The sequence below is a fragment of the Rheinheimera pleomorphica genome, from assembly GCF_011634895.1.
GTDB classification, from domain to species: Bacteria; Pseudomonadota; Gammaproteobacteria; order Enterobacterales; family Alteromonadaceae; genus Alishewanella; species Alishewanella pleomorphica.
In genome coordinates, this window is record NZ_SIRR01000007.1 from 420189 (window position 1) to 445303 (window position 25115).

Sequence of the window (25115 nt, forward strand, 5' to 3'; positions counted from 1 at the left end):
TTTCGGTGCAAGAGGCGTGCAAGCTGCATACGTTTGCAGTGTGTCGTGCGGGTTATTAGCGCAGTAGCTGGCGAATTTGTTGTTGTAAAAAACGTTGTTCTGGCGTTTGCTTACACAGCTGCAGTGCTTGTTGATAAGCCTGTATTGCCTCTGCATTGTGGCCCAGCTGGCGCAATAAGTCGGCTTTAGCGGCATAAAGCAAGTGGTACTGGCTAAGTTCGCCTTGCTGCTCAAGTTCGCAGAGCAGGGCCAGGCCGGCGGCCGGGCCGTCGCGCATGGCAATGGCGACGGCGCGGTTAAGGGCGACAACCGGCGATGGCTCGGCTTGCAACAATAAATTATATAAACCGCTAATTTCGTGCCAATCGGTGTCAGCAGCTGTTGGCGCTTCACAGTGCAATGCCGCTATCGCTGCCTGCAGGGTGTAGGGGCCTATCCGGCGGGTGCACAGTGCCCATTGCACTAATTCACTGCCTTCGCGGATTTCATCCTGCTGCCATAAACTGCGATCCTGCTGCGGCAGCAATACCAGTTCGCCCTGGACGGAGATGCGGGCGGCGCGGCGGGCATGCTGTAGCAGCATCAGCGCCAGCAAGCCGGCGGTTTCCGCATCGGGCAGCAGTTGCAGCATTAAGCGGCCCAGCCGTATTGCTTCATCACTTAAGCTGATATCCAGCAGTTGTGTACCGATTGACGCCGAATACCCTTCATTAAACAGCAGATAAATCACCTGCAGCACATTATCCAGCCGCTGCGGCAGCTCGCCAAGCGGTGGCACTTCGTACGGAATGCGCGCGTCGCGGATTTTGCCTTTGGCACGTACTATGCGTTGCGCCACTGTGGTGGGGCTGGTTAAAAAGGCGCTGGCGATTTGCTCGGTAGTAAGGCCGCATACCTCGCGCAGTGTCAGAGCCAGCTGCGCATCGGTGGCTAAACTGGGGTGACAGCAGGTGAAAATTAGCCGTAGTTGATCGTCGGCAATAGGCTCTGGCTCGGGTGAGTCTTCTGCGCTTAGCTGGTGTAAGATTTCATCCGGTAACTGGCTTAACCGTGCGCTTTTGCGCAGCTGATCGATAGCTTTAAAGCGCCCGGCCGACACCAGCCAGGCGATGGGGTTAGCCGGTATGCCGTCCTTTGGCCATTGTTGCAGCGCGGCGTGAAAGGCTTCATGCAGCGCCTCTTCGGCTAAGTCAAAATCACCCAGCAGGCGGATCAGCGTGGCCAGTACCTTGCGAGAGTCACGCTGATACAGCGTGCTAAGCTCAGCGCTGATCTGCGGCTGCATTACCGGTTATACCTCAAGTTGGCGCACCGGCCGCACTTCGACCGAACCCACCCGTGCCGCCGGTATGCCGCTGGCAATCTGAATGGCTTCGTTTAAGTCATGCGCCTCTACCAGATAAAAGCCAGCAAGTTGCTCTTTGGTTTCAGCAAAAGGGCCGTCGGTTATGCTGACTTTACCGCTGCGTACCCGAATAGTCGTGGCGGTGTTCACCGGCTGCAGCGCTTCGGCCGCCAGCATGCGGCCACTGCCCTGTACTTTTTCGGCATAGGCCTGGCACTCGCTGTCGTGTGGGCTGTCGGGCAGACTATGCAGGGTGTTTTCATCGCTGTACACCAGACACAAATATTTCATCGCTGCGCTCCTTAAGGGGCTAAGTTGGTCAAAATAGCGCCGCTTTCCATGTCAAATGGCATCGAGTAGTGCTCATGTACTATTTTCCAGCCGTCGTTGCCCTGTTGCCAGCACTGGGTAGCGCGCATCCAGCAGCGTTGCATTTCGCCTTTGTCGTTGGTGCCGCCGCAGTGGTTTAAACTGTGGCTAAAAGCCAGCTGCTGATCCGCCCGTACCTGCAATTGGTGGATTTCAAACATGGATTCGCCGCTGCAAAATTCCATGCAGCGTTGCCAGTGTTCGCGATAGTTGGCTTTGCCTTTAAATTGCAACTGGGCTATCGCATCAAAAGCGACAATATCGTTATGGTACAGCGCCATAATTTTGCTAACGTCTTTGGCGCGTACCGCATTGGCCCAAGCGGTAAGCAGATCGGTAATGTGTTGCACGTGTTGGCTGTTATGCATGATGTTGCTCCTGTTTTACCATCAAAAGGTATAACTGGTCGTTACAGCAACGATGAAATCGACAACCGCCGGTCGTTTTTACAAACTTTTTCTCGGCGGCAGGGCCACATTGGCAAAAATAAGCCCGGCTACCAGCGCCATTAAAATTAAGAAGGTTTGCTGGCCCACCCGGTCTGACACGACAAAGTCCTGGCCGGAAATCAGCGAGTTTAGCCCGATATAGGTTTTACTACCCGGCACCAGTACGATTAAGCCGTGCATAGCCACGATAACCGCCGGCGCCTTGGCCAGCCGGGTAAACAGATTACTGTAAAGGCCAACGGCAAAAGCGCCGAGAAAGGCACCAATGGTGGCGTCAAATACACTGGCACCCGCGTAACTGGTGCCGTAGGCAATAAAGCCTGCCGCCATTGACCACAGCGTGTACTTGCCGCGGCTTTTAAACAGCACCACCAGCGAGCCGACCAGTATGCCCACCGCCAGCCAGGCGAAATGGCGCGATATCGGTTCAGGCCTGACGAAATCGACCACACCAAATAACGCAAAACCGATGGCGATGCCGAGCAGGGCGCCAAAATACAGCTTAAACAGCAGCATTAAGGCATCCATAATGCGGGCATTGCCCGACACCAGATGCCTTGCGGCCAGTTCGGCAAAGCCGATAGTCAGGGCTAAACCGGGGATAAAGGAAATAATCGCCGACAGCACCGCCAGACGGATATTAATGCCGGGGTCGATATAGGCGCTGATGGCGCAGGCGGCTATACCGGCTGCCATAGCGACCAGGGGCTCAAGCATATTCGCGATGCGCACCGAGTGCGCCGCCCACAGCATAAACAGATACACCAGCAGTGATAACAGGGATGACCACAGCACATCATTCCAGCTGGTGGCCATTAGCATGGCAAAGGCGCCACCGGAGGCCATCATGGCAACCGCAGTCGCCAGTTTGCCGTAGGAGCTGGGGCGCATATCAATGGCATCTAACAGCGCATCGGCTTCATTAATGCTGACATGCCCCTGCAATACCTGATCGACCAATTCGTCGGTACGTGACAACGCGCCTAAATCCAGATCGCCGGGGTTAACCCGTGAGGCATGGGTATATTCCTGTTCATGGCCTTCGGTCCACAGCACAAAGGTCATCGAGGTCGGCGAAATAATAAAAGAGCCTTTTAACCCCAGGTGCGTGGTCAGCTCGGCCAGGTGTGCTTCCAGCCGGTACGCCGGCGTGCCGTACTTATGCAGCATCTTGCCCAGTTTGACGATAAATTTGCGTTTGTGGTTAAAATCGGCTGTGTACACTTATGGCATCCTTGGTCAGATAACGTAGTCATTGTAATAGAAAAAGCCGTTGATACCAGAGATTAGATTGGCGTGTTGGCATCGAACTGGTTCAGTCACACCAACACGCCGTGAATACGTCCATGTAGGCTCGGTTCCGGCATCCATGCCGTCAACGGTTGGTTTAGACTAAACCAGTCCTCGCTATCGGATTAGCAGAGGCCTATCGAACAGATATCTGTGTCTTATCAACCTGCCAATCCAGTTTTACCTTAAGCTGACGGTTGGCTTTATCATACCAGGCCACATTTTGCATACGGTTAAAGCGTGCTTGTTGTGGTACCAGCTGGATATAACGGCCATCGACGCTGATATGCGAAGGCTTGGCGTTTTGGTTATGTACCACCAGCGTTAACTCACGGCTATCTGGCTTGCCGGCGTAATCGCCGCTGCGGCGCAGTTCAAATTTCTGTGCGCCGTTATCTTGCAGATAATAAAAGTTCAGCAGTTCAAACTGGTCTTTGGCAATGGCATCCGGCGTTTTGCCGTCGTCTTCATACATTTCGCCTTTGGCACAGTCGATGCTGGCATCGGCGTAGTAATGCAGGGTCAGCTGTCTACTTGAGTAATCGCGGGTGCTTTGCACCAGCTTGGCCATTGGCACAAAGCTGCCGGCTTTTACCAGCACCGGTATGGTATCCAGCGTAACCGGCACCTCTACCTTGCCACTGCCCTCATAACGTTTGCCGCTAAAGTAATCAAACCAGACGCCGCCCGGCAGTTGTACCGGCCATGCTTTAACGCCGGGCTCAGTGACCGGGGCCACTAAAAAGGCATCGCCCCAGAAGTAGCTGTTTTTCTCATCCATCAGCGCCTGGTTGGTTTCATCAGCAAAGAATAGCGGCCGCATTAATGGCATGCCGGTCAGGCTATTCTGATAGGCCAGCGTATAGTTATAGGGTAGCAACTGGTAACGTAAATTCAGCCAGGGGCGTAAGGTTTCGATGGTGTGGTCATCATGAAACACCATCTCCGGTGCGATATGCTCCTGCGCATGCGGCCGGTATACCGGCTGGAATACGCCATATTGCAGCCAGCGAATATACAGCTCTTTATCAAACTGCTCGCCACCGGCAAAGCCGCCTAAATCCGAGTGAATATAGCCAAAACCAAACAGCCCCATGCTAAGCGCCAGCTCGACTTGCGGTTTTAAGCCGCCCCAGCTGCGCTCAACGTCACCGGTCCAGGGCACCATACCAAAGCGCTGGCTGCCGGGGGCGCCTGCGCGCATCATAATAAACGGCCTTTGCTCAGGGAAATCGCGGCGCATGCCGCTGTACACCATGTCAGCCCATTGGTGGCCAAAGGCGTTATGCACTTCGTTGGCCATACCTATTGCATGCACAGTATCGTCCGGGTGTACTTCCGGCTCGCCTAAATCACCCCAGACACCGGCCACGCCTTGTTTTGCCAGGCCCTTATAAATTTGCCAGAACCAGTCACGTGCCTTGGGGTTAAACACGTCAATCAGGCCGGTATTACCAAAATAGAAATCGAAGGTTTTTGGCTTGCCATCCAGTCCCGGCGCTATAGCGCCGGCGTCTACTGCTTCTTGCCAGCGTTTGGAGCTGGTAAGTACAAAGGGCTCGGTGACTAAAATGGTGTTCACGCCATCAGCGCTAAGATCGGACAGCATGTTTTCCGGCTTGGGAAAGGCCGTTTTATCCCAGGCCAGGTTGCCCATATGGCCTTTAATATCCGGGCCAAACCAGTATAAATCCAATACTAAAGCATCCAGTGGCAACTTAAGATCGCGGAATTTTTGCACTACGGCGCGCGCTTCGGCTTCGCTGCGGTAGCCAAAGCGTGAAGCATAGTTGCCTAGAGTCCAGCGCGCCGGCAACGGCTGACGGCCGGTTAGGGTGGTGTAGTTGCTGATAAGCGCAGGGTAAGTATCACCTGCGACGACCAGATAGCTGCTGCGCCCACCTTCAGCGCTAAACTGCATCACATCGGCGTTGCTGGCGCCTAAATCGGCCTCGCCTTTGGCGCTGTTATCAAACAGCAACAGGTATTTATTGCTCGACATCACGGCCGGCAGGCTAAAGTACATCTGGCTCGATTCTGTGCTATAGCCATAATGCGCTTTGTTATACAGCGGGAATTTATGGCCACGTCTGTCCATGCCCAGCACGCGCTGACCACCGCCCAACAGTTTTTCATCTTTACTTAGCGCAAAGCGAAAGCCATGCTGGCCATCTTCACTAAAATAGCCCTGCTGTTCAGCCAGTAACAGTTGCCCACCGCGGTAATAACTGAGCCGCAGTGGCGCTTTATCAATTTTTACCCTTAGTGATGCGCTGGACAGCGTTAAGCTATCGGCAGCTTCTGTCAGGTTTAACGCCAGCGCTTGCGCCTGCTGGCTAATCGAAAATGACGGCAGCTGCTTTACGCCAAGTGGCTGATAAAACGCTTCGACCACATCGTTCTGGTAAAACTGCAGGCTCAGCTTGCCTGCATCAGTTTCAATGTGCAGCGTATTGGCATCAAGCTGATGCGCCTGATACTGCGCCGCTGTGGTAACAGCAGCGAAACACAGGGCAACTAAAGCAAAGACTAACTTCATGGTTGCAGCTCCAGAATAACCGAGGCCAGTGGTGCCAGATTAAGCGCTACGCTACCTACGCCGTTGGTTACGGTAAGGCTATTTTCGCCGCCGTTTAACCTATCGCTAAGCCGGTACTGACCATCGGCCAGCTGCCATTGACGGATAAGCTCTGCCGGTATGGTGAGGTTAAAATTGACAGCGGCTTCGCTATTAAAGTGGCTGACAATCAGCAGCTTTTGCGTGTCGCTGTAGCGGGCAAAGGCCAGTTGCTGCTCGCTATAGGCCGTGCCGGCTAAGAGGTTAGCGCTGTGCAGCTCAGTGTATTTGCCCAGTAGCGCCGGCGCACCGGCGGTAAAGCTAAGCAGCTTTTGGTAATACGCATGCAGCGCTTTGGCCTCAGCAGTTAAGGCGCCGCCGTCAAACTTACCGTTATTCATCCATTTTTGATGCTGTGGCACACCCCAGTAATCAAAAATAGTAGTGCGGCTGGCTTTGCCAAAACCAGCATCTTCTGCCCCCGGCTCGCCAACGTGCTGGCCAAAGTACAGCATGGTTGGCGAGGTGCTGATGGTGCTTGATACCACCATTGCTGGCAGGCCTTTTTTTGCATCACCGGCAAACTCTGGTGCGGCAATGCGCTGCTCGTCGTGGTTTTCTAAAAAGTGCAGCATATGATGCTCAATATCCGCCATCCGCTGCTGAGTTTCTATCAGTGCCGACGTCGGCCCCTTGCCCTGCATCACCAGCTTTAAGCTGTCGTAAAACTCGACTTTGTCGTACAAATAATCCATTTTGCCTAAGCGGATATAGTCGCGGTACAAATGCGGCTGGTATACCTCGGCCAGTAAAAACGCATTAGGGTTGCTGTGTTTAATATGCGAATTTAAATAGCTCCAGAATTCGACCGGTACCATCTCGGCCATGTCGTAGCGAAAGCCATCAACGCCTTTGGCCAGCCAGTACTGGGTAATGTCGCGGAATTTAAGCCAGGAGTCGGGCACGTCCTTGCCCTGCCAAAAGGCATAGTGCGCCGGCCAGTCTTTTTCAGCGTAGTCGCCGGGCAGGCTGGCAAAGTCGTAACTGCCGTCTGGTTTTACGCCATAGTTAATTTTTACCGTTTCATACCAGTCATCAAAGGCTGGCTGGGCGGCACGCGCGCCATTGCCGGTCCATTTCGCCGGGTTTTCATCGAATTTGCCGTCGGCGGCTGGGTGCGCTTGCCCCCCTAACACCGCATAATCTGCCGGCCACTGCGGCACGCTAAAGGCCTGGCCCGGCACATAGTAAAAGTTATTATCACGCGCGTACTCGACGCTGGTATCGTCATTGGCGCCAAAGTCACTGACGCCAGGCGGGTTTGACAACGACTGATACTGGCGCGCGACATGGTTGGGCACTATGTCGATGAGTACTTTCATACCGTGCTGATGGGTACGGCTAATTAACTGCTCAAATTCGGCTAAGCGGTTAGCCGGATCGGTGGCCAAGTCCGGGTTCACGTTGTAATAGTCTTTTACCGCATAGGGCGAGCCGGCGCGGCCTTTAATCACGTCCGGGTCGTCGTGGCTGATGTCATAGGCGCTGTAATCACGCACTAAGGCATGGTGCGGTACACCGGTATACCAGATATGGCTGACGCCCATCGCCTTAATGGCGCTAAGTGCTTCAGGCGTAAAGTCAGCAAATTTACCGACACCGTTTTCTTCTAAACTGCCCCAGGGAATATTCGTCGCGTTAGTGTTACCAAACAACCGGGTAAATACCTGGTACACCACCACTTTGCCTTCAGTGGTTGCATCGGCTGAAGTGGCTTGCGCAGGTTCTGCTGGCGCTGTGTTTTGCGGCTCTGGTGCCTTACTGCACGCCAGCAACAGGCTGCCGGCCAGGCCCAGGGTTAAAAAAATGGCTGTTTTTTGCATGCGATACCCTGTGATGGTGTTTGTTGTTATCAGGTTACCGAGTGTATTACAGCTGGCGCAAATTGTTATGTTGCATACGTATGCGGCTTTTGGTTGGCGGCTATCTACTATGGTCTTATCCGGCTTTCTTTTGCCATCAGTTCCACTATGCTGTAACGGATCAGTCAGTTATCACGCCAGGTTGGAGTGTGCCAATGTTTAATTTTACGCTGAAAAATAAAATGCTGTTGTTAGCCGTACTGCCTATGGTGACGGTAGTATTGGCACTGATGTTACTGGTGTACAGCCAAATGCGGGCGATGGGGGAGGCGGAAATTGTGCAGTTTCGCGCCGATATGATGCAGGAAAAACGTGAGGCGTTAGAGCATCACGTCACTATAGCTGTGAGCGCCGTTGCACCGTACTTTAGCCAGTCAACACTTAACGATGAACAGTTAGCAACGGCTAAGGCGGTCATCAGGTCGATGAAGTTTAGCGACGACGGTTATATGTTTGTTTACGACTTACAGGGGGTCAACATAGTACATGGCTCCAACCAGGCGCTGGAAGGGCGCAATATGATGGACGTAAAAGACCCTAATGGCGTGCTGTTAATTCGTGAGCTGATTGACGCCGGAAAAAAAGGCGGCGGCTTTGTTGAATATATGTGGGATGAGAAAACCCGTGGTGGCTTGACGCCGAAACTGGGCTATGCCACCGCCATGTATAACAACCGCTGGATCTTAGGCTCGGGTTTTTACATTGATGACATTGACCGGCGTGTGGCAGAGCAGCAAACCGAGATCGATGCGCGCATTCGCGATACCTTGCTGATGATTGTCGGCAGTGCGGTGTTGTTGCTGGGGCTGGTGATTGTGCTGGCGCTGTTTGTGGCGAATTTAGTTATAAAACCGCTGCACAATGCCTCGGCCGCACTGATAAATATCGGCCAGGGCGAAGGCGATCTCACCCAGCGGCTGCAGGTAGACACGGCGGATGAAGTTGGTGAAGTGGCGCGCGGTTTTAATGCCTTTGCGCAAAAAATTCAGCAGCTGATAGGTGAAGTAAAACAGGTAGTAACGGCGCTGAGCCATGCGGCGTCGACGATGCAGCAAATTGTGCAGTTGAGCGATAACGATGCCAGCACACAAAAGGCCGAGACCACTCAGGTTGCCGCCGCCGTGTATCAAATGTCTACCGCCGTACAGGAGGTGGCGACCAGTGCCGGCTTAGCGGCCAGTGCGGCGCAGGACGCCGATAAAGAAGCGGCCGGTGGCCAGCGCAGCGTGGCGCAAACCATTACCTCAATTAATAAACTGGCCGACGAGGTGAATAAAGCCGGCGATACCATTGAAAAGCTGGGGGCCAATGCCGACCAGATTGGTTCGGTGGTCAATGTAATACGCGGTATTGCCGAGCAAACCAACCTGCTGGCACTGAATGCCGCGATAGAAGCCGCCCGCGCCGGCGAGCAGGGTCGTGGTTTTGCCGTAGTGGCCGACGAAGTGCGTACTCTGGCCACCCGCACCCAGCAAAGTACCAACGAAATTCAGCAGATGATTGACGTGTTCCAGCAGGGTACCAAAGAGGCGGTACAGGTGATGCAGCGCGGCCGCGAGCAGTCGCTGCAAACGGTAGAGCAGGCCGATCAGGCCAGTGAGTCACTGCAAACTATTACTAAATCGGTCAGCACCATTACCCAGATGAATATACAAATTGCCACCGCAGCTGAGCAGCAAACGGCGGTCGCAGCAGACATTAGCCGCAGTATTCATGAAATTGCCCAACTGGCCGACCAGGCGGCCAACAATGCGTCTGAATTGGCAAAGTCGACCGGCGAGCTGACCGAGCTGGAACAGCGGCTTAGCGTGCTGGTATCGCGCTTTCGGGTGTAGTGTTAACAGGCAGTGGCCGCTGCACAAACCAGCGGCCTAGCTGCCATAGCAGATACAGCGATAACAGCGGAAACAGCAGGGTTTGCAGGCTATATATCACGATAAGCTGAATAAGTTTTTCTACCATGGTATCGGAAAAGCTTTTCATTGCCGCCAACATATCACTGGCTTTGGCCGCCATTTGCCTAAGCCAGCTAAGTGAACCGTCGTTGTCTGCCTGCAGCGGTTGCTCAACCTGCTGTAAGGCAGCGGTTTCCAGATTAAGGGCAGCCTCAGCGGCTTCACGCTGTGGCGTGAGCACCCAGTCAGATAATTCAGCGACGCCATAGGCAGCCAGTGGTATACCAATACGGGTAAGCAGCAATAGCGCAATAAAGCTGCGCAACAGGTAACGGCAGTTGCTGCGCCAACTGGCCGGGCCGAGTAACAACAGCGTAGCAGAGGCCAAAATACCGCCACCAAACAGCGGCAGCGCAGCCAGTTTGCCAAATTCGAGCAAAAACAGCTGTAAGCCAACCGATGTCATGGCAACTACCATTAGATCTGAATAGCGTACCGCCATATCCTGCAATGGTTTTAATAACTGGCCCGGTTTAACACTGGCCACCCCGACACCAACCTCAGCTTCAGAGACAAAAGCAATGCCACGGTCAATTAAGCGCGCTGTGGCAAAAGACGCACTGCTTAGCATTAAACTGTGCTGCAGCGCCTGGCGAGCTTGCGTATCCAGCGGGGCGAATAATGGATTTAGCGCGCGTTGCTGCAACACACCGGAATATATGCCCGCCGCCAGTGCCGCTATACAGAATAGCAGCGCCAGCAGCCGCTGTGCCCGGCTGAGTTTGTTCAGGTAATTCATAAGTGCCTCCGGCTGACAGTATGCTGGGCTAAGCTGACGTCAGTATTAACGATATCGTGGCACAGATAAAGTAAAGGCGCCCAGAGGCGCCTTCAGTACGGTTAAAAGTGATAACTGACGCCCAGCATTACATTGTCCGCTTTATTGCCCTGCAGATGATAGCGGTTAAACATCGCCTGTAAGGCAAGGTGCTGGTCCAGCGCGTAACGGGCTCCCAGCGCCCAGTAGAGGTCGGTGTCACTGGCTTTGTTTTGGATCAGGTTATTGCCGGCGCGACTATGAGTTTCACTGTCCCAGGCAAAAACGCCGGCCTGCACTGTCGCTGACCAACCGGCATATTGCCATAGGTGATATGACAAACCGCTACGCACCCCTTCGGCCAGCATAGGGCCAATATCAGACACGGTTTGATGAAACTGCGCCGGTGTCAGGCTGTCACCACGGATGCTGACACTGGCATCACCTAAATCGACATAATGCGCCTGCACCGCCAGCCTGGGGGTAAAGTAATAGCTAAGGCCCAGCGCCCAACTGTTGCCGCTGTTATCGTATTGCAGCAGTTCGGCGTCTGCCGGCAGCAGGCGGCTAACCTCGGCAGTTGACTGCCGGGTCGTGCTGTTGCCGAATAATGCCTCAACCGACCAGTTAGCCTGGCTATTGAAGCTAAACAGTGCGGCCAGGATTAATAGCGGTTTTAGCACGTTTTGACGCCGGCGCATAACCGCCAAAGCGGCCAGTAACAACAGTGGCCAGCCATATAGCGCACCACCAGACGATTTGTTGACCACGGTAATCACCTCATATGCTGTGACAGTAATGTTTACGGTGCCGTTGACGCTGCCGCCACGCTGATCACTTAGCGTGAAGCTAACCGTATCGGTACCATCAAAGCCAGGTTGCGGCGTGTAACTTAGCGTTTGCGCTGCAGTAACGGATACGCTGCCGTGCTGGGCTGTGGCACTGCTGATCACCAGCGTATCGCCATCCGGATCGCTGGCGTTGGCCAGCACATCAAGCTCAAGGCTGGTTCTGTCATCAGTACTGGCGGTGGCATTCGTCACCACCGGAGCACGGTTGTAATACACCGTCACAGTTACCGTAGCGCTGGCACTGCCGTTATTGCCATCAGTGATGGCATAGCTGAGGCTATCCTCGCCGACAAAGTCCTGCGACGGGGTGTACAACAGCGTCAGGCCATCATCACTGATACTGACATTACCGAAAGCGGCCGTTGCCTGATTAATGCTCAGCGTATCCGCATCGGCGTCAGTGTCATTTTGCAGCACGTCCAGTGTATGGCTTTGGTTCCACTGTACGGCGTAGCTATCGTCTGCGGCGACAGGTAACTGGTTGTTGTTAAGGATAACCGCGACACCACCCGGGTCGACAATGGCACCGTTGGCTAAGCCATCGGCATCATTCGGGCCACCATCTTCAATGGTCAGTTGTACACACCAGTGGCCTGCGGTTAAACCGGGTTGCCAGTTGCTGCTACCGGGCGGTGGGCAGAAACCGGGTTCGCCGGGGGCACTGAACAAGCGGTTCTGCTCATTTTGTACAAAGTTATTCCAGCCATTGGCAGGGGTGAACTTGCGGTACACCGCGTTTGCTGGCACAGGTTGTCGCTGTGGCAGTGCCAGGGCGTAACTTGCGCCTGTAGCCGGCAGGTTGCGCAGGATAAAGTCAAAGGTACCGCCGATATTGCTGGCCTGCATATCGGGTTCCAGCCATTGCAGATCGGCACTGGTTAACTGAATGCCGCCGGTATTGCTCAGTACGGCAGTGGCGCCTTTACGCAGGCAGATCCCCGGCTCACCTTCAGCAACAAACTGCGTTACCGCCGCCAGCTGTTCCGGAATGACGTTGCAGTCAAAACCCGGATCCAGATAGTCAGCTATGCCGTTGCCATTACTGTCACCTAAGCCTTCAACATTATCCGGGATCAGGTTGTTGTTGCTGTCACTGTCATCCAGTACAGGCAGGGTATCCTGCACCAGCAGATACACCTCAGCTGTGCGGCTGAGCGGCTGCGGCGCATCATCTGTTGCGGTAACGGCAATACGGTAGACGCCGCTGCTGAGGTCAGCCGGGTCAAAGACAAACTGAGATGTGTCTGCCGAGGTATTCAGCAGTGCAGCATCAGCTTGCCATTGCAGGGAAACCGTGTCTGCCGGGTTGGCATCAAAGACCTGAGCGGACACCGTTACCACACCAGCGGTTTTACTCAGCGTTAGCCGGTTTTCACCTTGTTGCTGAGCATCCAGCTGTATTACCGGGGCCAGGTTTGCTTCGGTCACCGTAATAGTGGTGCTGGCATTGACGCCCAGATTCAGGTTGTCATCCAGTGTAATAACAATCTGTTTCTCTGCCTCAGTGGTTAAGTCCGCAAACACATTAAAACTGATGCTGGCACGCAGACCGGAATCGATTTGTACTGAGCCCGCAGCCAGATCATGTTCCGTGAGCGTGCTGGCTGAGCCAGTGACAACATAGCCAACTTCAACCGGATAAGCCGGCGGCGGACCATTTAGGATGACGTCAAAGCTCACCGTACTGTTGTTAAGCACGGTTTGTGGTTTGCTTAACGACACCAGTGGGTTTATCTGCAGCAACTGGGTCACAGTGCTGCTCTGGCCGCTGGCATCTGTTGCCCGCCAGTACAGCTCGTGGCGACCCGTGGAGAACAGCGGTATGCCATTAACCAGCGATACCGCCAGCCGGTTGCCTGTGCTGTCAACCGCCGTTGCTACACCCACATCGACTTTGGTAAATAAGCCGGTAGCATCCACGGTTAAGTCACTCGGTGCGGTAATGACCGGTGCATTCTGGTTGCTGCCTGCAATTTGCAGTGTTACCCGCGCCATATCGCTAAGCTCACCATCGCTGATACGATAGCTAAATGAAGCCGTGCCGCTGAAGTTGTCCGGCGCAGTGAACAGCAGTTTATTAGCCTGAATACTGACCAGGCCAATACTGGCTTTGGCGGTCGTAATCGTCAGGCTGTCTTCGTCCGGATCGGTATCGTTTAGCAGCACATCCAGCAGATAGCTGTGGTTGTCACTCACCAGCAGGGTGAAATTATCGTCCACCGCCAGTGGTGCAGCATTAACATTAACGACTTCCAGGTTAAAGGCATCGAGGCTGGCGGTAAATTCGCCATCCGACACGCTGATAACAATACCAGTAGTGGTGCCAACATCGGTTTTTGCCGGGGTGCCGGTTAAGGCGCCGGTGGCGGTGTCGAAGCTGGCCCAGCTGGGCTTATTGCTAATGCTAAAGCTCAGGGTGTCGTCGTCGGGGTCAGATGCCGTTGGCGTAAAGCTGTACTGGGCATCCTGCGATACGGTGGTTGCCGGTGAGCCACTGATGCTTGGCGCATCATTGACATTCGTCACTGTCAGGCTGAATGCCGGCAATGCTGCAGTTAAGCTGCCATCAGATACGCTAATGACAATACCGGCAGTACTGCCAACATCGCTATTGCCCGGTGTGCCGGTTAAGGCACCGCTGGCGCTGTTAAAGCTGGCCCAGCCCGGCTTATTGCTAATGCTAAAGGTCAGGTTATCGCCGGTATCAATATCACTGGCCGTTGGCGTAAAGCTGTACGGGGCATCCTGCGCAACGGTGGTTGCCGGAGAGCCGCTGATGGTTGGCGCATCATTAACATTCGTCACCGTCAGGCTGAACGCTGGCAGTGTAGCGCTTAGGCTGCCATCGCTGACACTAATGACGATACCGGCTGTTGTGCCAACATCGCTATTGCCCGGTGTGCCGGTTAAGGCACCGTTGGCGCTGTTAAAGCTGGCCCAGCCCGGCTTATTGCTGATGCTAAAGGTCAGGTTATCGCCGGTGTCGATGTCACTGGCTGTTGGTGTAAAGCTGTAAAGTGCATCCTGCGCCACGGTGGTTGCCGGGCTGCCGCTAATGGTTGGCGCATCGTTAACATCAATAACTGTCAGGCTAAATGCTGGCAAACTGCTACTTAGCTCACCGTCACTGACACTGATCACGATATTGCTGTTAACCCCTACATCGGCTTGCGCAGGTACGCCGCGTAAGGTGCCTGTGGCGCTGTTAAAGCTGGCCCAGGCGGGCTGATTAGCGATGCTGAACGTCAGCGAGTTACTGTCAACATCAGCTGCCGAGGGGGTAAAGCTATACAGGGTATTCTGATTAACCAGAGTTGCCGCTATGCCGGAAATGGTCGGCGCATTATTTACTGCACTAATGGTCACCGTTGTCACAATAGCAGGCATGCTGCTATCAACGCCATCGTTGGCGGTGCCGCCGTCATCCTGCAGACTGTTCAACGTCACAACGCGACTAAGCGGGTTCGGATCCTGGCTGCTATTACGATAGGTTATCGCGTCCAAAATAGCTTCTGTCAGGGCACTACTGATACCGGTGGCGTGACTTAAACTGACGGTGGCCGTGCTGCCGGTCAGCACAACGCTGGCCTGTAGTGCATTACTGGCGGTGGTTAGCGAGTTAGCCTGAGTCAGCGCTATGTCGCTGCCATCAATGGTTAATATTTCCGCGCTGCCGTTGTTTACGCCGGTCACGGTCAACTGCAAGCCAATAACGCTCTGTGCGGCTTCAATCAGGTCGATACTGAGATTGTTAAACAAATCCACTGCAGCGCCGTTTTCGGTAAAGGTGACGGCGCCACCGGTTGCCGTCAGCACAGGTGCATCATTTTTCAGGCTGATACTGACCGACGCTGTTTCCGTTACCGGCGCACCAGCTTCATCAGTAAAAGTCCAATCCAGCACCACACTGGTATCCGGGTCGTTTGAGCTGTTGGTGTAGGTGATTTGCTGCATGATGGCATTAACGTCAGAACGTTCTGGCAGCTCGCCATTGGCATCGGTAAAGGTTAACAGCAACTGGCCCGCGCTTGAGGTATCAAAACTGGCAATGGCCAGGCCATTTTTCAGTACTTCGCCAGCAACCAGGCTCATGCCACTGCCATCAGCAAAACTGAAGCTGTCGGTGCTGTTGGCACCGCCGCTGCGCATTATTGTCACAAACGCACCGCTGTAGTTACCGTTACCACCGTTCAGAATATCCAGCTCGTCGTCGGTTACGGTGATATCGTTATCTATTACGACCGGGCTGCCTGCCTCAATAAAGGTGTTCCCCCCGGCCAGGTCTGACAGAACCGGAGCGCGATTGCCTTCTACTGCACCGATGTCGACTGCGGCACCGGCAATGCGGGCGGCGCCTACCGCATCCAGAGGCAGGGCTTCAGCTATATTGCTATCCGCGTCAATATCGTAGCTATCTGCCGGTAATGCCGCTGTACTGCCGGCATCAGATAGTGCGCTGCCAGCTAATGGCTGGTGCGTCAGGACAACACCACCGTTATCGGCAAGGTCAGTTAACAGCAGCTCGCTGGTGCCCTGATTATTCAGGCTTGAGGTGTCAGTTGTGATAATGGCGTTGCTGCCAAAGAAGCTGTGGCTGGCTATCTCAATAGTGCCGTTAACATCATCCGGCACGCCGCCGCTGGCCAGCGCAGAACCGGCAGCCCCGGCTGCGGCATCGGCCCCGGCAGTATTACCGGCAATAACGCTGTTAATAACCGTATCGGTGCCATTGGCGGATAACCCGCCACCGGCGCTGGCGGCCGCGTTGCCGACAAGCGTTGAGTTGTAGAGATTCGCCGTGCCGCTGGTGACGCGCAGACCGCCGCCTACGGCGCCTGCACCCAGTGCGGCATTGCCGCTGATCGTGGTGTTGACCAGCGTCAGGGTTTCTGTGCTGTCAAACTGGATACCGCCACCGTGTGCACTGGCGCCGCTGGTGGTGTTGCCAGACACTGTGCTGTTAATCAGAGTCAGGTTACTGGCGTTACCGACGATTCTCAAGCCGCCGCCAAAGCTGGTACTGCTGTTACCAACGACGCTGGTATTAACCAGTGTCAGGTTAACGCTTGCGCCATAAATGCCGCCGCCACCCAAAGCGGTCTCGTTGTTATCAGAGATCACGGCGTTGCGCAGCGTCACGCTGGCGTTATTACCGATAGCGATGCCTGCACCACCACCACTAACCGTGCCTTGTGTCAGCGTGAGGCCATTGATGTCGATATTGCTCAGGCCACTGCCAATCGCCAGTACCCTGCTACTATGGTTGGCAGAGATAGTGATATCTGGCCGTTGGTCAGTGTCCAGGTCGCCATTTATCGTGAGATCGCTGTGGTTAATGGCAAGTTCAGTGCCGTTAAGGCTAATGTTGCCGCCCTGCTTGCCAGCTGTGCTGTTGTCCAGGTCAAAGGTGATTGTATCGCCGGCACGCGCCCAGAACAGGGCTTCACGCAGACTCAACCCGTTCCCGTCGGCTTCATCATCGACCAGGGTGACGGCGGTGGTTTCGTCGTCATTAATATCGAGATCACTGGTTACCAGCAGGGTAAGGCTTTGCGTTCTTACGGTAAACTCGTTCGAGCTGCTGTTGCCGCTGCCAGTGTTACCGGCCGCATCTGTCACGCCGCTGGTGTCCAGCGTAATGGCATTATTTAACTCGTAGGTATCCGCATCCGGCGTATAGGTTGCGGTCCAGGTAATACCACCATCAGCGGATGTAACGGCATCCAGGCTGCCAAAAAGCACGCTCAGATCATCGTTAGTCAAACCACTGACGGCCTCGCTAAAGGTAATCGTCAGCTGTGATGTTTCACCGGCCAGTAATTCAGTGTCGGCCATCACCAGGCTGGCAGTTGGCCGCAGGGTGTCTATGCTGTAGTTGGCCGAGTTGGTACTACCGCTGCCTGCATTACCGGCTATGTCTGCGACAGCCGTCATATTCAGGCTGATCACATTAGTAGCGGCGGTTGTGTCAGCCGCCGGGGTAAAGGTAGTGCTCCAGCTAATACCGCCATCAGACGAGCTGACCGGGCTCAGGCTGCCGTTGGCGACCGTCAGATCATCGTTGCTAAAGCCGGTAACGGCCTCATTAAAGGTAATAGTGACCAGAGAGGTATCTCCCGCAACCAGCGAACTGTCTGCAAAAACCAGGCTTGCGCTGGGGGCAACAGTGTCGATTGCTAGGGTTAAAGCAGCAGAAGCGGCGCTGGTATTATTGGCAGCATCAGAGGCAACGGCTGTCAGATTATGGCTGCCGTCTGATAAAGCCATCGCCGGGGTCAGGCTCCAGTCGCCGTTCGCATCGGCGGTCGTGCTGCCGATGGCACCATCAAGGCTGGAACTGAGCGCTACCGTGACATTGGCATCAGCGGTGCCGTTGATGGTTGGGGTGTTGTCGTTGGTGATAGCATCTGCCGGCACGCCGGAGTCAGAGGCTGCGTCCAGTGTCAGGTTTGCCGGCACGGCCGGTGCCTCGCGGTCTACCGCATGAAGCTCCCCACTGCTAAAGGCGGGTACAAAGCCATTAGTGCCATTGCCGTTGCCAAGTGCATCGGTGATGCCGGAGTTGGCAATCACATCCAACCGTAAGGTGCCAGTGCCGCTGATCTGGTCAATCGTTACGGTCACGCTATTGGCGTTTACCGCAGATACGCTGGCGATATTCGCTGATACAGTGGCACCGCTTAGCGTCAGGCTAAAGTCAGCCACAGTCACGTTCGCGGGCACCTCATCAAAGGTTACCGTGAATTGCATGCTCTCAGCAGTTGTCAGCGGTGCGCCGTTAACCGTAATAGCAGTGACCGTTGGCGGTGTAATATCCGCCACCGTAAAGTTCCAGCTGGTATTGTCCGCAAGGCCAGCGTACGGCGTACCGGCTAAATCGGTAATGGCACCATTGGCCAGTTGGATGTAATAGCTGGTGTTCTCGTTTAGATCTGCCGTCGGGTTAATGGTCAGCTCGTTGTTAGTAATGCTGAGCTGGCCGCCGTTGGCAGCCACGTCTATGCTCACTACCGGGGTGTCAGCTGAGTCGTAAATGACAATGTCGCCAGCACCTAAGGCGATATTTTCACTAAAGGTCATGACAAAGTTGGCATCGACAGCCACATTGCTGGCACCGTCGGCCGGGTTAAGCGTTTGCAGTGTTGGCGCAACGGCATCTACCAGCACGCTGGTGGTAGCGCCCACCGCATTTAATGTCGTGTTCAGAGCATTGCCTGCAGCATCGCGCATCGTGCCGCCATTTGTATCAATACTGGCGGCAACAGCAATACCATCGCTATCGCTATCGCCGGCTTGCACGGTGTAGCGAAATACCAGTGCCGAGCTGCCGCTACCGCTTAGGTAAGTCGCCTGGCGCGTGGTAGCCCCAATGGTTAATGCCAGCTGCGGCGTACCGCCACCCGTGTCTACCGTAATGTTTTCGCTGCTGTTAACGGTGAAATCCAGGTTTTGGCCGCTGCTATAGGTAGCATTGGCCGGCACGCTGACGCTTGAAACCGTCGGTGCTACCGCATCTACCAACACGTTAGCCGTTGCACCCACCGCATTTAGTGTCGTGTTCAGAGCATTGCCTGCAGCATCGCGCACCGTGCCACCGTTAGTATCAATACTGCCTGCTACGGCAATACCGTCGCTATCATTATCGCCGGCCTGTACAGTGTAACGAAACAGCAGTGCCGAGCTGCCGCTACCACTTAGGTAAGTTGCCTGGCGCGTGGTAGCGCCGATGGTCAGAGCAAGTTGCGGTGTACCGCCACCCGTGTCTAGCGTAACGTTTTCGCTGCTATTAACAGTGAAGTCCAGGTTTTGGCCACTACTGTAAGTCGCGTTTGCCGGTACGCTGACGGAGGCCACGCTGGGTACTGTCGTATCGATAGTAATAGCTAAACCCGAAGATGCCCCACTGGTATTCCCCGATACATCTGTTGCTGTTGCGGTAATAGTATGAGTACCGGCGCTCATCGCACCTGCGGTAAAGGACCAGTTGCCAGAACCATCCGCTGTGGTGCTGCCCAGTGTACCGGATAGCGATGACATCACGCTAACGGTCGAATTGGCTTCGGCGGTGCCGGTAAAGCTTGGGGTTGTGTTGTTGGTCAGGTTATCGGTGTTTGAACTGCCACTGTCGGAGGCAGCAGAAAGATCCGGCGCTGAAGGTGCTGCTGGTGTCGTGGTATCAATAGTAATCGCCAAACCAGGTGAGGCCACACTGGTATTGGTTGCTGCATCTGTTGCCGTTGCGGTAATAGTGTGAGCCCCTGAGGCCATGGCGCCGGCCGTAAACGACCAGTTGCCAGCACCATCGGCGCTGGTGGTGCCTAAAGTGCCGGACACCGACGAAATGACACTAACGGTCGAATTGGCCTCTGCCGTACCGGTAAAGGTGGGCGTATTGTCATTAGTAATATTGTCGGTTGATGAACTGCCGCTGTCAGAACCTGCCGCGAGATCCGGAGTAGACGGCGCAGCAGGTGCATCCCTGTCAGCGGTGTGTGTAGCACCTGAAGTAAACGCAGCAACATAGCCGTTGGTGTTGTTACCGTTACCGGCGTTATCCGTGATGTTGGTATTGGCTTTTAAATCCAGCCGGATAGCACCTGTGCCGGTAATGCCCGTTACGGTAACATCGACAGAAGATCCGCTGGACGCACTTACCGCGCTGACAGTGCCTGCCGCTGTGCCGGATACGGTGGTTACTTGGAAGTCATCGCTGCTGATATTGTTGGCCGTTTCATTAAACGTAACTGTATAGGTAACTGATGTAGCGGCCGCTGCCGGTGCACCAGACAGGCTAATGCTTTGTACAACGGGTGGGGTGGCATCGGGCGTTTGAAGATTAGATACTGCTAAATCATCGATTCCCAGCCAGAAAGGCCCGCTTCCGGTGATCGTTACCGAGGTCACATCGTCCGGCAAACTTGATATATCTATATTGGATTTCCATTCCAAATGACCTACTGAGCCACTGCTGACGGAGCCGCCCTTACTCGTTGTGAGAGAGAAGGTGCGGGCCGAACCACTGAAGTTATAAAGCGAAATAGACGTTGGCGTAAAAGTTTCGTTGTTGGTGAACTCCAGCGTAATGCTTGTTTCGTAATCCTGAGCGTTAACTACATAACCACCTGGCCAACGGTAAGTTCCTCGGTCAGCGCCATTGACGGTCAACAGATAGTTTTTAGCCCCACTTTCATAAAACTGCGCATCTGCAAGGTAACTACCACCGTCGTTGTAGGCACCGCTGCCGGCTTTATAATGACTGAAATCTATGACACCGGTAAATGGCAGTATGCTGGTAAAATCTTTTAACGCCACGGAATTGGCTAAAGGGGTGGCATCTATAACTCCGGTTTGAATTTCCAGCTCCCAGTCACCGCCTAAGGCGGCATTACCGGTCAGGTTAGTGGATGCGGCCACATCGATATGGGTGTTGTTCTTTATCAGATCAATAAACTGCTCGCCATCAACCCCTTTTGCCAGTTCACAACCGTAAAACAGTAAATCACCACCTGTGCGCAGTGCATTATTAAGCGCCTTAAAAGTATCGGGGTGTTGCATTAAGCTGTTGGCATCAATGTGGCTGCCGCCCAGCGACAACGCACCGGCGGTAGCATGTGAAAATATACGTACCGTCGCCAAATTAGAATATGCGGCCAGCGCCTGTTGCAGCTGCGTTAAGCCGGAGCTTGAGTGATCCAGTTCAACCCATGCCACTCCCGGTTTAATGGCTCTGCGCAAAATGGCTTTGTCAGCGGCATTAAGCGCGGCATCAACAACAAACAGCTCTTCTACCGGCATGGCTTGCTGCAGTTCAAGCTGCATATTAGCAGTGTCTGTTGTGACATTAGTCGCTAAAGCAGGCAACGGTTTCTGGCTAATGCCGTTGCTAGGCACATCGTTTGCAGCAGGCGCTGCAGCGCTCAGGTAGCTGCGCTGGTAACTGCCAGTAAATTGTGCGGCATAGCCAGCGAAAGGCAGCAGTACGGATGACAAACCAGTGAGTATAAGATTCTTCATAGCGATGATGTTCCCGTCTCTGCGGTGGCGAGCTTAGTGGTTTTTTTACCGGCAATAATGTTGGCAGCCGTGCCGGCCCGGTCTTGCCAGAAGTCCATATCTTGGTATTTCACAAATAAATCGGGGGGTAAAATGCTGCGGCGTTGTTTAAAATCAACTTTTTTCCTCACCGTGTGCAGCCCTTTAACGCCCAGCTTTTGGTCAAATTCGCTTTCTTCGTAATCCACCTGTTCAAAATTATGTTTAAACGGTGTTTCGCCAAGAAATTGATAGATGAGTTCCAGCGAGCGCGCAGGGTGCTGACATAGCAAATCATAATCTACCAACAGTAATCTATCGGAGTATTCGCCATAATAAGCTTCTTTTAATGCGGTCCAGGCTGAGCCGACAGCACCTGCGGCGTTAATTAATGCTTCGCAGCGGCTGTAAACCGTTTGCCGCGTAGCGGGGGTAAACATCCGGCTGTAGTCAAACGGGTTTTTACGGTAAATCACCTCAAAACTGTCCATAATCCAGGCCGGGTTGCGCACACAACAAATTATTTTAAAATCATCAACTAGCTCTACAAGTTGGTGCAGCCTGGCGGTCCAGTTACGGTTAGTATCAAAAATGACGGCCTGTTCGGTATCGGCGTAGTAGGCGTCGATCAAAGCACGGCATATCGCCTTACGTTTCGCTGCTGTAAAGAATGAGTAAGACTCGCTGGCGGCGCCCATTTGTTCTAAAGCGCCATTCACCAAACCAGCAACGGGGCTGCTCATTGCTGCATGAAAGCGCGGGTTTTGTTTGAGAATGCCAGCAAGTAATGTTGAACCTGAACGAGGCAAACCGGAAATAAAATGGAACTGCTGGGGCATAAAATTCAACTTTTTGTTTATTGGCTAAGTGTTGTTTTAATTTAAACTTTTAGCAAGTACTGTTCAGCTTGTATTCAGTTGGTTTCACCGGAGTAAGGGCGAAGAGCCGCAGTTTTCCGGCTCTCAGCGTGTAATATTAAGGGCGCGGTGGATATACTCCGTTAACACAGATAATGTAGTTTAATGCCAGAAAGGGCTGCATATTGTTGTGCGCAGCACCACCACCTGTAGCACCGACATCAACGTTGGCGGTGCCCAGTGCTCCACTAAGTTGCACTTGCACTGCATCAGACGCCATAGTGACATTTTTGCTGTCGGTATAGTCTTGCGCCTGCGCTGGCCCACTAGCAGGTGATTTACCCCAGTAAGCCGCGGTAGGATCGTTAGTTGCGTTACCCGCCGTGCCTGCATTTACTGTCGTTGTTGCGGTTAAGCCGGTAAATGAAATGGGTTGGGTTACCGCGGTATGCGTATGCGCAGGTATTTGATTTTGGCTCAAAGCCACTGTCTCCTGGCCGCCATTTTGTGCCAGCGCATAGTTTGTGCCGGTAACCGCGGTGCCTGCGCCTAATGGTACTCTGCCACGCAGATCTGGCAGTTTAAAAGTACTTGAGCCATTACCACCAAAGGCAAAGCCCAAAATTGAGAATAACGCCTGGTATTGTGAAACAGGCAGTTCTTGTCCGTTACAAAACATATAATCAACAGGTGCATAGTTACCAGCGAATAATTTTATGACACCAATATACTCATCCATATTAAATTCCTTTATCTGTGCTTAAGATTGTAGCTCTGGCTACGACAACACTATAGGTAGCAACAATCTAAAGCGTGCCGATAAAGTTATGATAAATATTGAATAGCGGTAGCGGCTTAGTTAAGTATCAGGATGGTACCCAGCACGGTAAGGGCAGCCCCGAGCCAGGCGCCTATAGCCGGGCTGCGTTTATATACCAGCCATAGCAGCGGCAGTACCAGCACCGGGCTGACAGAAGATAGCACCGCCACCATACCGGCATCGCCGTATTTTAAAGCCTGCAGTATTAAGGTCATGCCCAGCACCATCGACAGGGCGGCATTGGCCAGCACCAGTAAAAACACTTTCTTATTCATCGGTAAATAAGCGCGGGCCACTTTAAAGCCGAGCATAAAAATCAGCTGATGCAATACAAAGGCGGTGCTCATCCGTACCGCCGATGCGGCTACGGCATCAATTTCGGTTTCCATCAGCGGCTTTAGCATTAAGGTGGCTACCGCCTGGCACAGTGCGGCCAACAGGCCGAGCGCGACGCCACTTTTTAGCTGGCTTTGGTTAGCCTCCCAGGCGTGTAGCTCGGTTTTGCGTTTACCAAAAAAGATGGCAATCATTACGCCGCTGATCAGTAAGCTGCTGCCGGCTAAGGTCCAGCCCCATTGGGTTTCGCCAAGGAAGATATAGGCCAGTATGACCGAGAACAGACTGTGGCTGGCAAATAACACGCCGGCGCGGCGCGGGCCCAGGCGGTTCATCGCGGCAAACAGGGCGGTGTCGCCGATAAAAATACCGATAATGCCGGATACAACTAATAAGCCCAGACTGTCGATGGCCAGCGTTACCCAGCCGCCGCTAACCGCAGCAATCAGCCACAGCATGATAGCCGCGCACAGCATACGCCAGCGGGTAAAGGCAAAGGCCCCTAAATGGGTAGAGGCGGTGGCCGACATCAGGCTGCCACAGGCCCAGCAGGCGGCGGCAGCCAGCGCCAGATATTCGTAAGACAAAGCGTTAGCTCATCAAATCAGGGTAGCGTATTATAAAAACAGCATCAGGCTTAAGCCAGATAATAAATCAGGGTGCCAAAACGACCGATGGACACAACAACTCGCCATAGCTGGCGGCAAAAGCTAGCGCTGCAACTTGACCCCGAGCTTAACCCGCGCGAGGGCCTTACACCGCTTAATGCTCTGATTACCTTTGTTATTATTGTTGGCATTATTACCGCAGTGTTGCAAACCGAGGTGAAAATTTACCAGGGCAACGAACATTGGTTTCGTTTAACTGAGCTGGCCTTTGGCAGTCTATTTTTGCTGGAATACTGCGCCCGGGTTTGGACCTGTGTTGAAAATGATAAAGTACGCAGTCGCTGGCGCTATGTTCTGTCCTGGGTTGCCATAGCTGATTTGATGGCGGTGATGGTGGCCTTTTCGGTTTATCTGGGCAATGGCGGTATTTTACTGCGTTTATTGTTGCTGATTAGGGTGTTACAACTGGCCAGACTGGGCCGTTTCTCGATGGCAATGGAATGCATTATCGAAGCGGTGCGTAGCCGAGGCTATGAATTGTTGGTCAGCGCCATCTTTGCCGGCCTGCTGCTGCTGATCTCTTCTACACTGCTGTATTTGGTGGAAGGACCACACCAGCCCGAGGCGTTTGGCTCTATTTTACGCAGTGCCTGGTGGGCTATCGCAACGCTAACCACTGTTGGTTACGGCGATGTGTACCCGATCACGGCATTGGGGCGCTTTCTGGCCGGTGTTACGGCAATTACCGGTGTCTGTATTATTGCCGTGCCCACCGGTATTTTGGCGTCTGCCTTTAGTGATGCCATTAATACCGCTAAAGAGCGGCATCGCAAGCTGCCGAAAATACTTGAGCGTGATAAAGGTTCAGCTAACCGCGAGTAATATGATATTTAACCGTTGCAGCATTGTTTTGCATTGTTATAATTCGGCGTTGTTTTTGAACTGGGAATGTAAATATGCAACGGAG

General features: G+C 53.7%; 13 protein-coding genes. 2 read left to right on the forward strand and 11 right to left on the reverse strand.

The window, feature by feature from the left end; all coding sequences use genetic code 11:
- Positions 1-55 precede the first annotated feature (55 nt).
- From EYB30_RS08940 to EYB30_RS08965, 6 genes are all read right to left on the reverse strand, one after another.
- Entirely contained in the window at positions 56-1285 is a 1230-nt protein-coding gene (locus EYB30_RS08940) for an RNA polymerase sigma factor (RefSeq protein ID WP_166838567.1), read from the reverse strand.
- Between the two features lie 6 nt (positions 1286-1291).
- A complete protein-coding gene (locus tag EYB30_RS08945; protein ID WP_166838568.1) occupies positions 1292-1636 on the reverse strand; it encodes a YciI family protein in 345 nt (114 codons plus the stop codon).
- A gap of 11 nt (positions 1637-1647) precedes the next feature.
- Positions 1648-2082 carry a YybH family protein gene (locus tag EYB30_RS08950; protein ID WP_166838569.1) on the reverse strand — a complete coding sequence of 145 codons (435 nt, stop codon included), beginning with the start codon at positions 2080-2082 and terminating at the stop codon, positions 1648-1650.
- Positions 2083-2160: 78 nt separating this feature from the next.
- Positions 2161-3387: a threonine/serine exporter family protein gene (locus tag EYB30_RS08955; RefSeq protein WP_166838570.1), complete on the reverse strand. Its 1227-nt coding sequence runs from the start codon at positions 3385-3387 to the stop codon at positions 2161-2163.
- A gap of 202 nt (positions 3388-3589) precedes the next feature.
- The gene (locus tag EYB30_RS08960) at positions 3590-5992 is read right to left on the reverse strand and encodes a glycoside hydrolase family 31 protein (RefSeq protein WP_166838571.1); all 2403 of its coding nucleotides are present in this window, start codon (positions 5990-5992) and stop codon (positions 3590-3592) included.
- Positions 5989-7893, reverse strand: coding sequence for an alpha-amylase family protein (locus tag EYB30_RS08965; protein ID WP_166838572.1), 1905 nt, complete (start codon positions 7891-7893; stop codon positions 5989-5991). The genes EYB30_RS08960 and EYB30_RS08965 overlap by 4 nt, the downstream gene beginning before the upstream one ends.
- 194 nt (positions 7894-8087) lie before the next feature.
- Between EYB30_RS08965 and EYB30_RS08970 the strand changes: the two genes are divergently transcribed.
- Positions 8088-9767 (forward strand): methyl-accepting chemotaxis protein, encoded by a 1680-nt coding sequence (locus tag EYB30_RS08970; RefSeq protein WP_166838573.1) that lies wholly within the window; start codon positions 8088-8090, stop codon positions 9765-9767.
- Here EYB30_RS08970 and EYB30_RS08975 read toward each other — a convergent pair.
- From EYB30_RS08975 to EYB30_RS08995, 5 genes are all read right to left on the reverse strand, one after another.
- Positions 9736-10626 carry a hypothetical protein gene (locus EYB30_RS08975; protein WP_166838574.1) on the reverse strand — a complete coding sequence of 297 codons (891 nt, stop codon included), beginning with the start codon at positions 10624-10626 and terminating at the stop codon, positions 9736-9738. The two genes, EYB30_RS08970 and EYB30_RS08975, sit on opposite strands and share 32 nt — an antisense overlap.
- A gap of 101 nt (positions 10627-10727) precedes the next feature.
- Complete coding sequence (locus EYB30_RS08980) at positions 10728-21509, reverse strand: Ig-like domain-containing protein (protein ID WP_166838575.1); 10782 nt, start codon at positions 21507-21509, stop codon at positions 10728-10730.
- Positions 21506-22366 (reverse strand): sulfotransferase, encoded by an 861-nt coding sequence (locus EYB30_RS08985; protein WP_166838576.1) that lies wholly within the window; start codon positions 22364-22366, stop codon positions 21506-21508. The genes EYB30_RS08980 and EYB30_RS08985 overlap by 4 nt, the downstream gene beginning before the upstream one ends.
- Positions 22367-22502: 136 nt before the next feature.
- Positions 22503-23123, reverse strand: a complete 621-nt coding sequence (locus EYB30_RS08990; protein WP_166838577.1) for a phage tail protein — start codon at positions 23121-23123, stop codon at positions 22503-22505.
- Between the two features lie 116 nt (positions 23124-23239).
- Positions 23240-24127 (reverse strand): DMT family transporter, encoded by an 888-nt coding sequence (locus tag EYB30_RS08995; protein WP_166838578.1) that lies wholly within the window; start codon positions 24125-24127, stop codon positions 23240-23242.
- 87 nt (positions 24128-24214) lie between these two features.
- On the opposite strand from EYB30_RS08995, the gene EYB30_RS09000 reads away from it, so the two are divergent.
- Positions 24215-25030 (forward strand): potassium channel family protein, encoded by an 816-nt coding sequence (locus tag EYB30_RS09000; RefSeq protein ID WP_166838579.1) that lies wholly within the window; start codon positions 24215-24217, stop codon positions 25028-25030.
- Positions 25031-25115: the final 85 nt, after the last annotated feature.